The 13,705-nt window shown below is 73.2% G+C and carries 15 protein-coding genes; 7 read left to right on the plus strand and 8 right to left on the minus strand.

Features of this window, described 5'->3' with window-relative positions; translation table 11 throughout:
• Positions 1-1,545 (plus strand): RICIN domain-containing protein (locus Voc01_RS36945; RefSeq protein ID WP_203932323.1); only part of this gene is annotated, 1,545 nt, incomplete at its 5' end.
• An 87-nt stretch (positions 1,546-1,632) separates the two neighbouring features.
• Here Voc01_RS36945 and Voc01_RS36950 read toward each other — a convergent pair.
• Complete coding sequence (locus tag Voc01_RS36950; RefSeq protein ID WP_203932324.1) at positions 1,633-2,652, minus strand: LacI family DNA-binding transcriptional regulator; 1,020 nt, start codon at positions 2,650-2,652, stop codon at positions 1,633-1,635.
• Positions 2,653-2,883: 231 nt separating this feature from the next.
• Between Voc01_RS36950 and Voc01_RS36955 the strand changes: the two genes are divergently transcribed.
• Positions 2,884-4,608: an amylo-alpha-1,6-glucosidase gene (locus Voc01_RS36955; RefSeq protein ID WP_203932325.1), complete on the plus strand. Its 1,725-nt coding sequence runs from the start codon at positions 2,884-2,886 to the stop codon at positions 4,606-4,608.
• Here the strand turns inward: Voc01_RS36955 and Voc01_RS36960 are convergent.
• A complete protein-coding gene (locus tag Voc01_RS36960; RefSeq protein ID WP_203932326.1) occupies positions 4,592-5,266 on the minus strand; it encodes a DUF998 domain-containing protein in 675 nt (224 codons plus the stop codon). The genes Voc01_RS36955 and Voc01_RS36960 overlap by 17 nt on opposite strands.
• Before the next feature lie 115 nt (positions 5,267-5,381).
• Between Voc01_RS36960 and Voc01_RS36965 the strand changes: the two genes are divergently transcribed.
• Positions 5,382-5,972, plus strand: coding sequence for a TetR/AcrR family transcriptional regulator (locus Voc01_RS36965; RefSeq protein WP_203932327.1), 591 nt, complete (start codon positions 5,382-5,384; stop codon positions 5,970-5,972).
• Here the strand turns inward: Voc01_RS36965 and Voc01_RS36970 are convergent.
• Positions 5,969-6,262: a helix-turn-helix domain-containing protein gene (locus Voc01_RS36970; protein WP_203932328.1), complete on the minus strand. Its 294-nt coding sequence runs from the start codon at positions 6,260-6,262 to the stop codon at positions 5,969-5,971. The two genes, Voc01_RS36965 and Voc01_RS36970, sit on opposite strands and share 4 nt — an antisense overlap.
• Positions 6,263-6,324: 62 nt before the next feature.
• Here Voc01_RS36970 and Voc01_RS36975 point away from each other — a divergent pair, with 62 nt between their 5' ends.
• Entirely contained in the window at positions 6,325-6,462 is a 138-nt protein-coding gene (locus Voc01_RS36975; RefSeq protein WP_203932329.1) for a hypothetical protein, read from the plus strand.
• 90 nt (positions 6,463-6,552) lie between these two features.
• Positions 6,553-7,305, plus strand: coding sequence for a hypothetical protein (locus tag Voc01_RS36980; protein WP_203932330.1), 753 nt, complete (start codon positions 6,553-6,555; stop codon positions 7,303-7,305).
• Positions 7,306-8,491: 1,186 nt separating this feature from the next.
• On the opposite strand, the gene Voc01_RS36985 is transcribed toward Voc01_RS36980, so the two are convergent.
• On the minus strand, positions 8,492-8,869 hold the full coding sequence (locus Voc01_RS36985) for a hypothetical protein (protein ID WP_203932331.1): 378 nt from the start codon (positions 8,867-8,869) through the stop codon (positions 8,492-8,494).
• A 100-nt stretch (positions 8,870-8,969) separates the two neighbouring features.
• On the minus strand, positions 8,970-9,770 hold the full coding sequence (locus Voc01_RS36990; RefSeq protein WP_239160756.1) for a helix-turn-helix transcriptional regulator: 801 nt from the start codon (positions 9,768-9,770) through the stop codon (positions 8,970-8,972).
• 120 nt (positions 9,771-9,890) lie between these two features.
• Here Voc01_RS36990 and Voc01_RS36995 point away from each other — a divergent pair, with 120 nt between their 5' ends.
• Positions 9,891-10,349 carry a VOC family protein gene (locus Voc01_RS36995; RefSeq protein WP_239160785.1) on the plus strand — a complete coding sequence of 153 codons (459 nt, stop codon included), beginning with the start codon at positions 9,891-9,893 and terminating at the stop codon, positions 10,347-10,349.
• 47 nt (positions 10,350-10,396) lie between these two features.
• On the opposite strand, the gene Voc01_RS37000 is transcribed toward Voc01_RS36995, so the two are convergent.
• The 3 genes from Voc01_RS37000 to Voc01_RS37010 form a co-directional block, all read right to left on the minus strand.
• Positions 10,397-11,329, minus strand: a complete 933-nt coding sequence (locus Voc01_RS37000) for an aldo/keto reductase (RefSeq protein WP_203932334.1) — start codon at positions 11,327-11,329, stop codon at positions 10,397-10,399.
• Positions 11,326-11,814, minus strand: coding sequence for a GNAT family N-acetyltransferase (locus Voc01_RS37005; RefSeq protein WP_203932335.1), 489 nt, complete (start codon positions 11,812-11,814; stop codon positions 11,326-11,328). Before Voc01_RS37005 ends, Voc01_RS37000 begins: the two co-directional genes overlap by 4 nt.
• Before the next feature lie 104 nt (positions 11,815-11,918).
• Positions 11,919-12,854: a universal stress protein gene (locus tag Voc01_RS37010; RefSeq protein WP_203932336.1), complete on the minus strand. Its 936-nt coding sequence runs from the start codon at positions 12,852-12,854 to the stop codon at positions 11,919-11,921.
• A 160-nt stretch (positions 12,855-13,014) separates the two neighbouring features.
• On the opposite strand from Voc01_RS37010, the gene Voc01_RS37015 reads away from it, so the two are divergent.
• Entirely contained in the window at positions 13,015-13,704 is a 690-nt protein-coding gene (locus Voc01_RS37015; RefSeq protein WP_203932337.1) for a response regulator transcription factor, read from the plus strand.
• Position 13,705 lies beyond the last annotated feature (1 nt).

The following is a 13,705-nucleotide window of genomic DNA, read 5'->3' on the forward strand; positions in this document are numbered from 1 at the left end:
TGGGTCGGCGGCGGGTACGAACGCCGCTGGAACTCCACCGTCGCCCAGGCCCGGCGCACCGCCGCCCTCGGGGGCACGTTCGTGCTCCTCAACCACGACCTGTGGGGTGCCGACGGCGCGTCGATCAGCCGGTTCCCGGGCGACAACGGCAACTGGACCGACTACGACAACTACCTGACGCGGCTGTTCTCCGACGTCCGGGCGGCCGGGCTGACCGTCGAGTGGGACATCTGGAACGAGCCCAACATCACCCTGTTCTGGAACCGGCCGCAGTCGCAGTACTTCGAGCTGTGGCGGCGTACCTACCAGCGGATCCGGGCCGAGTTCCCCAACCAGCTCATCGTGGGTCCGAGCTGCGCGTGCGTTCCGTCGACCGGCTACGCGTGGTGGAACCAGTACCTGGACTACGTCAAGGCCAACAACGTCGTGCCGGACATCGTGAGCTGGCACTCGCTGCCGGGTGACCCGGTCGCCAACGTCGCGGCGGCCAACAGCACGCTCGACGCGAGGGGCATCGCGCACCCGCGCCCGTACCAGATCAACGAGTACGGGTCGACGAGTGAGCAGAACCCGGGCGACGGGTCCTGGTACATCGCCCGCCTGGAGCGGGCCGGCGCCGACGGGCTGCGCGCCAACTGGGCCGGCGGCCAGAACCTCCACAACGACCTCGCCAACCTGCTGACCCGCAACCCGGCCGGGCAGTACCTGCCGAAGGGCGAGTGGTGGGTGTACCGGTTCTACGCCTCACAGACCGGCGAGCGGACGGCCGTCACGCCGAGCACCTCCTACGACGCCCACGCCACGAAGACCACCGGCTCCGCCAGGGTTCTCGTGGCCGGCGGCGGGACCACCGGCAACGTCGCGGTCGCCCTTCAGCGGCTGGACACCACCTCCGGGATCGTGCAGAACAACCAGGTCCGGGTCGTCGTGCAGCGCATCCCGTACAACAACGGGGGAGCGGTACAGGGACCGGTGACCGTGCGGAACTCGGTGGTCACCCTGTCCGGAAACGCCACCACGGTGAACGTGCCGCACACGACCGCCGACGACGCCTACACGATCACCCTGCTCCCCCCGTCGGACGGCGGGTTCCAGTCCGTCGCGGTCGCCCAGCACTCCCAGCTGTGCCTGGACAACACCAACCTCGGCACCAACGACGGCAACCGGCAGCAGCAGTTGCGCTGTGAGGGCGGCGACCAGCAGCTGTGGAACTTCCGCCCGGTCGCCGGCGTGGCCGACGCGTACACGGTGGTGAACCAGCAGAGCGGCAAGTGCCTCGACGTCAACGCGGCGTCCACCGCCGACGGTGCCGCCGTGCAGCAGTGGACGTGCAACGGTCAGCAGAACCAGCAGTTCGTCCTGCGGAGGGTGACGTACTCGGGCAACGACTCCCACGACCACCAGCTCGTCGCCCGGCACAGCGGCAAGTGCGTCGACGTGTCCACGGTGTCGACCGCGCAGGGGGCTCCGATCCACCAGTGGACGTGCAACCCGGTCGGCCAGGGCAGCCCGCTCAACCAGACCTGGCGGCTCCTGGGTCGCTGAGCCGCCGTGGACCCCGCGTACGCCGGCGCGGGTGTCGGGGCCGGTCGACCGACCGGCCCCGACGCGGCCCGTTCCGCCGGCGGGGCCTCAGCGTGACGACGCGGGTACCGGACCGGTGGTGGCCCGCAGGGACACCGGCGGGGCGTGCAGCACGTGCCGCGCCGGGGCGGTCGGGGTGGCCAGCCGCTCCAGCAGCAGCTCGACCGCCGCCGCGCCCATGTCGTGCGTCGGCACGTCCGCGGCCGTCATCGGCGGCCGGAAGTCCTCCGCCCAGTGGCGGGCCGCGACCCCGGTGACGGAGAAGTCGCGCGGCACGACGACGCCGGCGCGCTCCAGGGCGCGCTGGACTCCGGGCAGGGCCGCCTCGTTCACCGTGACCAGGGCGGTGATCCCCGGGTGCCGCTCCCGCAGCCGCTCCATGCACTCCTCGCCGGCCGGGGCGTTGTCGGCGCAGCACACGTCGGTCCCGTGGAGCCCGCGCCGGTCGACGGCTTCGGCGAAGCCCCGCAGCGCCCGGTGTCCCGGGCCGTACCCGGCCGCGACCAGCTCGGCGGACCGGTTCATCAGCGCGATCCTCCGGTGCCCGAGGTCGGCGAGATGATCGACGCAGCGGGCCACCAGCTCGGTGTAGGCGACGTCCACCCACCACGTGTCCTCCGGGTGGCGGGTCCGGCCGATCGTGACGAACGGAACGCCGACCTGCTGGAGCCGGGTGACCCGGTGGTCCTCCATCAGGATCTCCATCAGGATCACGCCGTCGGCCCGGCGCCCGGTGGCGATCCGCTCGAACGAGCGGTCGTGGTCGCCGCCGGACGGCGAGAGCAGGACGTCGTAGTCGGCCCGCGCCGCCGCCTCGACCACACTGGCGACGAACCCGAGCTGCATGTCCGTCAGCCGCTGGCTGGCCGGGGGGATGACCAGGCCGATCGTGCGGGTCCGGCCCTCCTTCAACGCCTGGGCGCTGGCGTTGGGCCGGTACCCGAGCTCGTCGATGACCGACTGGATCCGCCGTCGGGTCTGCTCGGAGACCGGTCGCCGGCCGGAGATCACGTACGACACGGTGCTGCGGGACACGCCCGCCCGACGGGCGATCTCTCCGATGTTCAACCGAGCTCCTCCGTCGTCCGGGCCGCGCGGCGGTCGTGGCGACGGTACCGCAGATGGTCGACATCGGCGTCGAACCGATTCGTCGTCCAGGTGCCGGTCGTCGACCGTACGGCCGGCGCGGCGCTTGACCGGGTGGGCCAACCGCTCTACGGTTCGGTGTCGAATCGATTCGCGACCGCCGGGCGGTGGCCGGCGCACGCCTCCAGTGCCCCGGAAAGTGAGAGCCACAGGATGACCGCGCCCTCCCGCCTGACGTTCTCCGTGCAGGACATCCCGTTCAGCCGGGCGGGCTCGTGGTTCGGGATCTCCCCGGTCGTGGCCGAGAAGACATACGCGGACGACCTGCACCTGGTGTCGCACCAGACGGGTCTGCACCCGGTCCTGCGCCTGGTGCCGCGGGACGGCGCCGGCACCGCCGCGACCACGGTGACCGCCACGCCGGCGGCGCTCTCGTGGACCGGCGCCGACGGGTGCGCCGAGGTGGCGTACGAGACGACCGACACCGTCCGGCTGCGCGGGCGCGGCCTCGGCATGGCCGTCTCGGCGGCCGCGTCGACGCTGACCCCCTTCGACGGCACGTACCTGTACCGCGACCCGGTCGACGGCGCCTACGTGTTCACCCACTACGGCACCGGCCGCCGCTACCGCGTGACGGTCCTGTCCGGCGAGGTCGACGCCACCGGCCTCGAGGCGCTGGGCACCGCCGAACGGGTGGTCGTCGTCGCCGGCACCCGACCGTGGGAGCTGGCCGTCGAGGAGTACGACGGTGCCCGCCCGCCCTACCGCGCCGACCTCCCGTTCGACCGGGTCGTCCAGGCCGTCGCCGACGAGTTCGACGCGTTCGTCGACGCTGTCGCACCCTGGCGGACGGCCGGCACCAGCGCGGCCGGGCTCGCCGCGTACGTGCTGTGGTCGGCCACCGTCGCGCCGGCCGGCTTCCTGCGCCGGCCGGCCGTGCTGATGTCGAAGCACTGGATGGACAAGGTGTGGAGCTGGGACCACTGCTTCAACGCGCTGGCCCTCGCCGACGGCCGGCCCGACCTGGCGTGGCACCAGTTCCGGCTCGTCTTCGACCACCAGGACCCGGCCGGCGCGGTCCCGGACTCCATCACCCACTCGGAGGTGCTCTACAACTTCGTCAAGCCGCCCGTTCACGGCTGGGCACTGCGCCGGCTGCGCCGGCAGCTGCCCGCCGTCGACACCGACGAGCTGCGGACGACCTACACCTCCCTGGCCCGGTGGACCGGGTTCTGGCTGTCCCACCGTCGGGCCCCCGGCGAGGTCCTGCCGCACTACACCCACGGCAACGACAGCGGCTGGGACAACGCGACGACGTTCGACGCGCACCGCGTCGTGCAGTCCGCCGACCTCGCCGCGTTCCTCGTCCTCCAGCTGCGCGAACTGGCCGACCTCGCCACGGCACTGGGCCTCGCCGACGAGGCGTCGCACTGGACGGTGACGGCCGACCGGGTACGGGCGGCGATGCTGGAGACGCTGTGGACCGGTGACCGCTTCGCCGCCCGCCGACCGGGCACCACGACGACCTGGACGGGGGAGAGCCTCCTGGACTGCATGGCGATCGCGCTCGGCGACGAGCTGCCGCCGGCGGTCAGCGACGCGCTGGCCGCACGGATCCGGACCCACCTCACCGCCTTCGGCCCGGCGACCCAGCACCCCGACTCCCCGCGGTACGAGCCTGACGGCTACTGGCGCGGGCCCATCTGGGCCCCGTCGACCCTCCTCGTCGAGGACGGCCTGCGCCGGGCCGGTCACGTCCGGCTCGCCGACGACATCAGCGACCGTTTCCGGGCCTTGTGCGAACGGTCCGGGTTCGCCGAGAACTTCGACGCCCTCACCGGTGCCGGCCTCCGCGACCGGGCGTACACGTGGACCGCGAGCGTCTACCTGGTCCTGGCCGCCGATCACGTCCGGCGCTCGGCTACCGACGTCCCCTGACGATGGACCAGCCGGCGCAGGCGCAGCCGATCAGGACGGGATAGACCGCGCAGCGCTCGACCAGGCCGATCAGGCCGGCCGACGTGCCGGCGACGGACAGGAAGCCGACCAGCGACACGAGGCCGAAGACGCCGAGCACCACCATGGCCCGGCCGGTGGTCGCGGCGATCGCGGCCTGCCGGTGTGCGCGCCCGAGAACGACGACCAGCACGTTGCCGCCGACGATGGACGCCAGGGCGCCGATGGAGTGCAGGTCGACGGCGCCGCTGTCGGGCGTCTCGCCGGACCCGGGGTGCAGCGCCAGCAGGACCCCGCCGACGGCCACCACGAACCCCAGCGCGCGCACGGCCCAGCCGCGCGGGCCGCGCAGGTTGGCGAGCAGCGCGGTGCCGGCGAACAGGGTGATCCCGAACAGGAGGAACCCGGTGTTCATGACCCAGGCCAGCGGCGAGTACATGACCTGCCCGAACCCCTCCGTGGGCCCGTGTACCCCGAGGTTGCTGATGTAGTGGTACGTGTAGCTGTAGGGCGGATCCGTCCAGGCCGCCGCGGCGATGAACTCGGCGACGACGAAGACCAGCCCGCCGAGGATGAGCGCGATGCCGGCCGTGGCGCGTTGCCCGCGCCGGGAGTCCACCTGGACGAGCGTCTCGGTCATGGGTCCTTCTCTCCCGGCGTCGCCGCCGTGTTGACAACTGGTGTCGCATCAATACTGTACCGACACCAGTTTTAGAGTCAATACATGTAGAGAGCCGGTCCAGTAGGCTGTGCTCATGGGTGAGGCGCAGGTGACCGGACGGCGGGAGCGCAAGAAGGCGGCGACCCGGGCGGCGATCGTGCGGGCCGCCCACGAGCTGTTCCTCGAGCGGGGGTTCGACGCGGTGAGCGTCCGCGAGATCGCCGACCGCGCCGACGTGTCGCCGACCACCGTCTTCACGCACTTCCCGCACAAGGAGGCGCTCGCGTTCGGCGACGAGGACGTGCGGCACGAGCGGCTCGTCGCGGCGGTGACCGACCGGCCGCCGGGCACCTCGATCTCGGCCGCGCTGAAGGCGCACTACCTCGCGGAGCTCGCCGCGCTCGGGTCCGAGCCCGAACGGTCGCTCCTCGCCCTGATGGAACAGACACCTGCCCTCGCCGAGTACGCCGAACGCATGTGGTTCCGCCACGAGGATGCCCTGATCTCGGCGATCACCGCGGAGTTCGGGCTCACCGGGCCGAGCGACGAGATCCGCTTCTACGTCCGCTTCGCCCTGCAGATCCAGCTCGGCGCGGCCCGCAGCGCCGACCCGGAGCCGACGATCGACGCCGGGTTCCGGCTCCTCGACGACGGCTGGCTGCGCTACCAGCGCCGGTTCGGCTAGGCCTTGTCCCGCCCGTCGGCCGGGACGCGGTCCCTCAGCTGGCGGCGTGAGGTGATCCCGAGCTTGCGGAAGATGTTGCGCAGGTGCGCGTCGACGGTGCGCGGACTGATGAACAGGCGGGTGGCGACCTCGGCGGAGGTCGCACCGGTGGCGACGAGCCGGGCGATCGACAGCTCCTGCATGGTCAGCCGGTCGAAGGCCCGCACGGCGTGGACGTGGACCTGTTCGCCCGCCGCGCGCAGTTCGGTGGCGGCGCGCTCCGCGAAGGCCTCCAGCCCGGCGTCGGCCAACAGGTCGTGGGCGGTGCGCAGGTGCCGTCGGCAGTCGCGCTCGGCCCGGTGCGTTCGGCCAGGTGCGTGAGTACCCGCCCGGCCGTGCGCCGGTCGCGGCAGCGCACCGCGGCCTCGACGAGCTCGGGCAGCGCCATCCCGGACAGGAACAGGTCGTCGAGGTCGACCGCGGCACGGGCCGCGGCCAGCGCCGCCGGTAGTCGGCGACGCTGTTGTGGAACACGGCCGCCGCCCAGTGGACGTTGGTGACCAGCTGTCCCGCGCCGCGGGCCGTGGCTACGGCGGTGGCGGTGGCGAACAGGCCGACCGCCTCGTCGCGCCGCCCCCGGACCGCGGCCAGGTGCAGCCGCGGGTACAGCATCGGCGGCCACCCCACCGCGTCGGCGATGGCCACCTCCTCGGCGATCGCGGCCATCGCGCGCGGGACGTCACCGACGACCGCCGCGTGCGAGGCGGACTGCGCGAGACCGAGGCGCAGCAGCATCGGCGATCCCGACTCGCGGCCGGCCGTCAGCAGCCAGCCGACGATCGCGGCGTGGGCGTGGATGTCCCACAGCTCCGAGGCGATCATCACCGCGAGGGCCGGCCGATGTGTCCACAGTGGACTTCCGGTGCCGTCCAGGGCCCGGCGCAGCAGCGGGGCCGCGGCGCGGTGCCCGTCGGTGGTGAGCGCCGCCAGCGCGTCCAGCACGTCGTGGTCACGGTCCTGTGTGGACGGTGTGAGCTCCGCCGAGCGCGCGGCGTCGAGCACCCGGTCCATCACCCCGGTCGACCGGCCGACGGCGAGGCTCATCTCCAACGCGTCGAGCAGGCACTCCCGCGACGCGCGCGGATCGGTCGCCGCCAGCCGCCGCGCGGCCCGCAGCATGTGCGCCGGACCGTCGCCGTCGTGGTGGCGCACGAACGCGATCCGGCCCCGGAGCTGGTCGACGCGGGGGTCCACTGTGGACCCGCCGACCGTCGTCAGCAGCGCCTCGGCCTCGTCGGTGTGCCCGGACTCGATGTGGGCGCCGACGGCGGCCAGGGTGCGCCGGGCACGCTGACGCGGGTCCCTGGTCAGCGCCGCCGCGCGTTCGACGAACGCCGCCGCGGCGACCACGCCAGCGCGGGCCCGGGCGCGGGACGCCATCCGCTCCAGCTCGTCGGCGAGGGCGTCGTCGGGTGCGGTGGCGGCCTGCGCGCGGTGCCAGGCCCGCCGGTCGGGATCGGCGACGGGATCGGTGACCTCGGCCAGCGCGCGGTGGGCCCGTCGGCGCTCCTCCCCGGACGCGGCGCGGTAGACGGCCGACCGGGCGAGCGGGTGGCAGAAGCGGATGCGGGTGCCGGTCGTGACGAGCCCGGCGGTCTCCGCGGTCTCCACAGCGTCGACGGGGACGCCCAGCGTCCGCGCTGCCGGCCACAGCAGCCCGGGATCGCCGGTGGGATCGGCGCTCGCGATCGTGAGCAGCAGGCGGGTACCGGGCGCGAGCGTCGACAGCCGGTCCCGGTACTCGCGCTCGATGCGGCCCGGCACCGACCCGGTGGCCGGTGCGGCGAACCCGCCGGCCGCGGGCAGTTCCCGCAGTGCCAACGGGTTGCCGCGCGCCTCGGCGACGAGCCGGTCCCGCACCTGCCCGTCGAGGGTCGCCCGGCCGCGCGCGGTGAGCAGGGCGCTCGCCGTCGAGCTGCCCGAACGCGACCCGCAGCGCGGTGCGGTACCCGTCGGGGATCCCGTCGAGGTGGTGCAGCACCGGCGCGCAGAGGTGGTGCAGCGCGGCGAACGGCGCCCGGGTCTCGAACTGCGACCCGGAGGCGTCGACCACCGCGAACCCGTGTGCGCTGCGCGGGCGTGGGCGAGCAGCGAGCTCTTGCCGATGCCCGCCTCCCCGCGCAGGACCAGGATGCCACCACGCCCGGCGGCCAGCAGGTCCGAGATCCGTCCGATCTCGGCCCGCCGACCGATGAGGTCCCCGGACGTGGCAGCGACGGTCCGCATACCGCCGAAGGGTACGCGGAGCCGGGCGTCACCCGGCCGTGGCCGGGCGCTAGATGATCGGGAGCTCCGCCATACCGATACGTCGATGATCGTGAGCGGGTGGGAGGCTATGAACATCAACAAGCGTTTGTGATGTTCGTAGCCTCCCACCCATCGGCATCGGTTGATGGCCGATGGTCCCGTGCGGGTCGCGGAACAGCCATCAAACAGGCAAAACGCCCAGTCATCCCGTGCCAGGCCTTGGAATCAATCATCTAGGTGTACCAGCCGCGGCAGAGCACGTAGGCGACGGCGGTCGCGACCACGACGGTGCCGTCGATGATGACGTGCTGTACCGCGGTGGGCTTGTCGATGACCGCGAGCGCGAACACCGTGATCGCGATCTTGTGGACGAACAGCATCTCCCACATGCCGCGCTGCTGCCGCGGTGCCCAGGCGAGCATGCCCCACAGGCCGGCGAACACGAGGTAGGCGAAGGTCCGCCAGGCCTGCGTGATCAGGTCGTCGTCGGACGCGTCGGCGATCAGCTGGATGCCCTGCGCGAACGCGCCCAGGGTGGCGATCGCGCAGACGGCCAGCAGCGTGCGTCCGATCCGGTCGGCGGTGGGGGAGACGTCGACGTGAGGTGACACGGGCGTCCTTTCTCCGTTGTCCGTGACGAGGTCGGCTCGACCATCGCCGGCCACGGAGGTCGGCCGCATCGGCGAAAACTACGTAGATCGCCCGGCTCCGTCAGCCGAGGCGGTCCAGCTTCCGGCGGGCACCGGTGCCGGGCCGGGGCGTCAGGACCACGACGCGGAGGTCGGTGTTCAGCGTGGTCAGGACATCGGCGTCCAGCGGGATGTCGCCCACCCGCGGATGCACGGCGGTCTTGTGGGCGCTGTCGTGCTCGGCCACCGCGCGCAGCGCCCAGAGGCGGCGGAACCGGTCGTTCCCGGCCAGGCGGGAGACCAGCGCCGCCACGTCGGGGTCGTGGGGATAGCGGACGCTGGTGGCGCGCAGGTCGGCCACGAGGGACTGCTCGAAGTACGCGCGCTCGGCGTCGGTCTGGCGGACGCGGGGGTTGCGGGACTCGAACTGGACGAGCAGGGCGTTGCGGTCGTCGGCGGGCACGCCGTCGGGGTCGCCGAAGACGGCCGCGAACAGCCCGTTCCAGTGCAGCAGCCGCCACAGGGCGTCGTAGACGGCCACCGGGTTGGCGCCGAGGTGGTCGACGACGCGTCGCAGGCTTCCGGGGACCAGGCGGGGGATCCGGTCCGGCCCCGTGGCGAAGCCGGCAAGGCGCATCAGGTGCGCCTCCTCGTCGTCGGACAGCCGCAACGCGCGGGCCAGGGAGGCGCAGACCTGCGCCGACGGCGTCGCGGCGCGACCTTGTTCGAGGCGCGCCACGTACTCGGTGGAGATGCCGGCGAGCATCGCGAGCTCGCCCCGGCGCAGCCCGGCGACGCGACGGGGGGACGCGTCCGCGAGGCCGACGGCGGCCGGGTCCACCCGGTCGCGCCACGTGCGCAGCGTCGCTCCGAGCTCGTTCACTACCACAGAATCCGCCTCCGGTCGGTCGTGCAGGGTGGTACCCGTTGTACGCGGAAGATCCGTGCCTTCCACGGCGTCGTCACGCCGTCCATGATGGCGATCATGAGCAGAGTGACCAGGATGAATCACATCGGGGTGCCGGTCAGCGATCTGGCGCGGTCGGTGGCGTGGTACGCGGACGTCCTGGGCATCGTGCCCAACGGCGTGACGATCTCGGCCACGAACCCGGCGATCGGCGCGGTCGTGGAGCTCGAGAACCCGTCGATGCGGGCCTCGTTCGCGCTGGCCGGTGACAACGTTCTCCTGGAGCTCATCCAGTACGACAACCCGCGGCCGGAGCCCTTCGCCGGTCGCAACTGCGACGTCGGGGTCATGCACCTGTGTTTCGAGGTCGACGACCTCGACGCGGCACACCGTGAGCTGGTGCGGCGGGGGGTGCACGTCAACGCGGACCCGGTCGTGCTGCGCGACGGCGAGGGTGTCGAGGCCGGTGCGCTGGCCGGAACGAAGATCCTGTACCTGCGCGACCCCGACGGGATCCAGCTGGAGCTGTTCGAGCTTCCCGACCGGCCGGCCTGATCGGCGGCGCCCCGGTCGTTCTCCAGGTTTCGGTCGTCCTCGAGATGTCAGTCGTCCTCGAGGTCGAGATGGCGCAGGTCGTCGGCGGTCAGGGACAGGTCGACGGCGGCGACCGCGTCGTCCAGCTCGCCGAGCGTGAGCGGACCGGTCAGGGCGAAGACGTGCGCCGGCTGGCTGAGGACGTAGGCGAGGGAGATCTGCGCCATGGGTACGCCCCGCCGCGTCGCCATCGCCCGGACCCGCTCCAGCCGACGGATGTTGCCGGCGTTGAACCAGACCCGCGCCGGGTCGGTGTCCGGGGGCACGGCGCCGTCGGCGGGTGAGTGCCGGCCGGTGAAGAAGCCGCTGGCCTGGCTGGACCAGGCGAACAACGCGAGACCGCTGGTCGCGTACCAGCGGCGGGTGGGCGGGTCGGTGGCGGTCAGGCAGCCGGGCCAGGGCGGTTCGTTCCAGTGCCCGAGGGAGAACTGCGGGCTGCCGGCCGCGAACCCGACCAGGCCGTGCCGCTCGGCGTAGGCGTTCGCCTCGGCGAGGCGGCGCGGTGACCAGTTCGAGCCGCCGAAGGCCCGCACCTGCCCGGCGCGCAGGTGCTCGTTGAGCCGCTCGACGAACCGCCCGACGGGGACGTCCGGGTTGTCGCGGTGCATCAGGTAGAGGTCGACGTGGTCGGTTCCCAGGCGCCGCAGGGACCCGTCCAGCTCCGTGCTGACGAGGTCCGGCGTGCACTCGGTGGTGCACGCTCCCTTGCCGATGAGGACGATGTCGTCCCGGTTGCCCCGCTCGGCCATCCACGCGCCGACCGTGCGTTCGGCGGCGCCGTTCCCGTAGATGGCGGCGGTGTCCACGCAGTTGCCGCCCGCGTCGCGGTAGCGGTCGAGGAGCGGGAACCAGTGCGCCGACCGGTCGGGACCGAACGCCATCGAACCGAGGACCAGCCGCGAGACCGGCGTGTCCAACCCTGCGACGGGCGCGTACCTCACGACACCTCCGGGCTGCGCCGCTCGATGAGGACGACGTCGCGCCAGCGCCCGTGGTGGCGGCCCACCCGTTCGCGGGTGCCGACGACGCGGAACCCGGCCTTCCGGTGCAGCGCGAGGCTGATCGTGTTCTCGGGGAAGATGCCGGACTGGATGGTCCAGATGCCGGCCGCCTCGGTGGAGGCGACCAACGCGTCCAGCAGCCGCCGGGCGAGGCCGCGGCCGCGTGCCCCCGGATCGACGTAGACGGAGTGCTCGACCACCCCGGCGTACACCGGGCGGGTGGAGACCGACGACACGGCGACCCACCCCACCACCGCGCCGCTGTCGTCGACGGCCACGTGGCGGTGGCCGGGGCGCCGCGCCGCGTCGAACGCCGGCCAGCCGGGTGCGGTGGTCTCGAAGCTGGCGTGGCCGGTGTCAAGGCCGGCCTGGTAGATCCGCAGCACCGCCCCGGCGTCGCCGGCCTCCATCGGTCGGATCAGCATCCGCGGTTCACCAGGTCGCCCATCGAGCCCCTTCGTCGTCGATCACCGATCGGCGTCGACAACGTACCCCACCCCGGCGTTCGAGCGGTCCGGTCAGCGGTCGGTCAGCGGTGCGCGTCCGTCGGGAGCCGGGTGTCGCGCACGACGGCGACCGGGCACCGCGACGTGTGGATGAGGGCCTGGCTGGTGGAGCCGAGCAGCAGTCCGGCCACCGGACCCCGTCCGCGGGAGCCGACGACCGCGAGCGCCGCGCCGGACGTCTCGGCGGCCACCAGCACGTCCGGCGGGCCCTGCAGCAGCCGCTCCTCCACCGCGACGTCGGGGAAGACCGCACGCCACGGCGCGATCGTGTCGGTCACCGAGCGCCAAGCCGCCAGGGCGACGTCCCGCGCGGCGACGTCGACGGTGGGCACCGCCGCCGACCGCGGGCCGGCGCCGGTGGCGACCAGCGGGATCTGCCACGCGTGCACGGCGACGAGGGCGCAGCCGCGCCGGGAGGCCTCGAGGAACGCGAACCGCAGGGCCGGTTCGCAGCCGTCGGAGTCGTCGACGGCCACGACCACGGGCCCGGCCGGCGCCGCGTCCCCGCGGACCACCACCACCGGGCTGTGCGCCGCGGCGACGACCCGCGCGGCGACCGAGTCGAACAGCGTGACCCACCGGTTGCGGTCGTTGGATCCGACGACGACCAGAGCGGCGTCCGACGACGCGTCGACGAGCGCCGCCACCGGCGTGTCCGACGCGGTGCGCACGGAGACCGCACACCGCGGCGCGACCCGGGCCGCCTCGGCGCGCGCGGCCGCGAGCAGCCGGTCCCCGGACGGGCGCGGCCGGTGCAGGCCGACGGTGGCCACCCCGAACGGCCCCGGGATCACCGTGGTCATCGAGCCCGCGGTGTCCGCGACCGTCGTGGCGTGGACGAGCCGCACCGGGAAGCCGGCCGCGTCCGCGTACCGGGCGGCCCAGCGGACCGCGTCCAGCGCGCCCGGGGAGTCGTCGACGCCGACGACGACGGGCCGGCCCACCACGTCGGCGTTCATCGCTGCCCGCCATGGTTCTCGTCCGCTCTGCGCATGCGTTCACGGTCGCCGCGCAGTGTGACGGTTCCTGCCGGCGTCATATGACACCCTCATGACGATCGGACCGGCACGCGGCCGGACCGTTCGGCGCGGGGCCGCCGGTGCGGGCATGATGCGAAGGGTGGCAGGCGTACTGGTGATCGAGGACGACGACCGGATCCGGTTGTCGTTGGTGCTGGCCCTGGAGGACGAGGGCTACGCGGCACGCGGCGCGGAGAGCGCCGAGGAGGGCCTGACGGCACAACGGTCCGAGCCCGCCGACGTGGTGCTGGTCGACCTGATGCTCCCGGGGATGGACGGGTTCGAGTGCATCCGGGAGCTGCGGCGCGACGCCGACCTGCCGATCGTGGTCGTCAGCGCCCGCGACGACACCCACGACATCGTGGCGGCGCTGGAGGCGGGTGCCGACGACTACCTGGTCAAGCCGGTCGCGGTGAAGGAGCTGACGGCGCGGCTGCGGGCGCTGCGACGGCGGGCGAGAACCTCGGCGCGGTCGGGTACGGCGTCCGGCCCGACGTCGGTGGTCTTCGGGGACCTGGAGATCGTGCCCGCCGGTGGCGAGGTGCGGCTGCGCGGGGAGCCGGTGGCGTTGACGCACACCGAGTTCCGGTTGCTGTGCGAGCTGGCGAACCATCCGGGTCAGGTGATGTCGCGGCAGCAGCTGCTGCAACGGGTGTGGGAGTACGACTTCGGCGACGAGCGGCTCGTCGACGTCCACGTCGGACGGTTGCGGCAGAAGATCGAGGACGACTCGCGGGCGCCGCGTCACCTGGTGACCGTCCGCGGCATGGGCTACAAGCTCCAGCGGTGAC

The sequence above is a fragment of the Virgisporangium ochraceum genome, assembly GCF_016863655.1.
Classification (GTDB): domain Bacteria; phylum Actinomycetota; class Actinomycetes; order Mycobacteriales; family Micromonosporaceae; genus Virgisporangium; species Virgisporangium ochraceum.

Excerpts from the sequence above, each read along its gene's own strand:
- Voc01_RS37010 (WP_203932336.1), bottom strand. The coding sequence starts at position 12,854 with ATGAACGCCGACGTGGTGGGCCGGCCCGTCGTCGTCGGCGTCGACGAC.
- Voc01_RS36995 (WP_239160785.1), top strand. The coding sequence starts at position 9,891 with ATGAATCACATCGGGGTGCCGGTCAGCGATCTGGCGCGGTCGGTGGCG.
- Voc01_RS36960 (WP_203932326.1), bottom strand. The coding sequence starts at position 5,266 with ATGACCGAGACGCTCGTCCAGGTGGACTCCCGGCGCGGGCAACGCGCC.
- Voc01_RS36955 (WP_203932325.1), top strand. The coding sequence starts at position 2,884 with ATGACCGCGCCCTCCCGCCTGACGTTCTCCGTGCAGGACATCCCGTTC.
- Voc01_RS36965 (WP_203932327.1), top strand. The coding sequence starts at position 5,382 with ATGGGTGAGGCGCAGGTGACCGGACGGCGGGAGCGCAAGAAGGCGGCG.
- Voc01_RS37005 (WP_203932335.1), bottom strand. The coding sequence starts at position 11,814 with ATGCTGATCCGACCGATGGAGGCCGGCGACGCCGGGGCGGTGCTGCGG.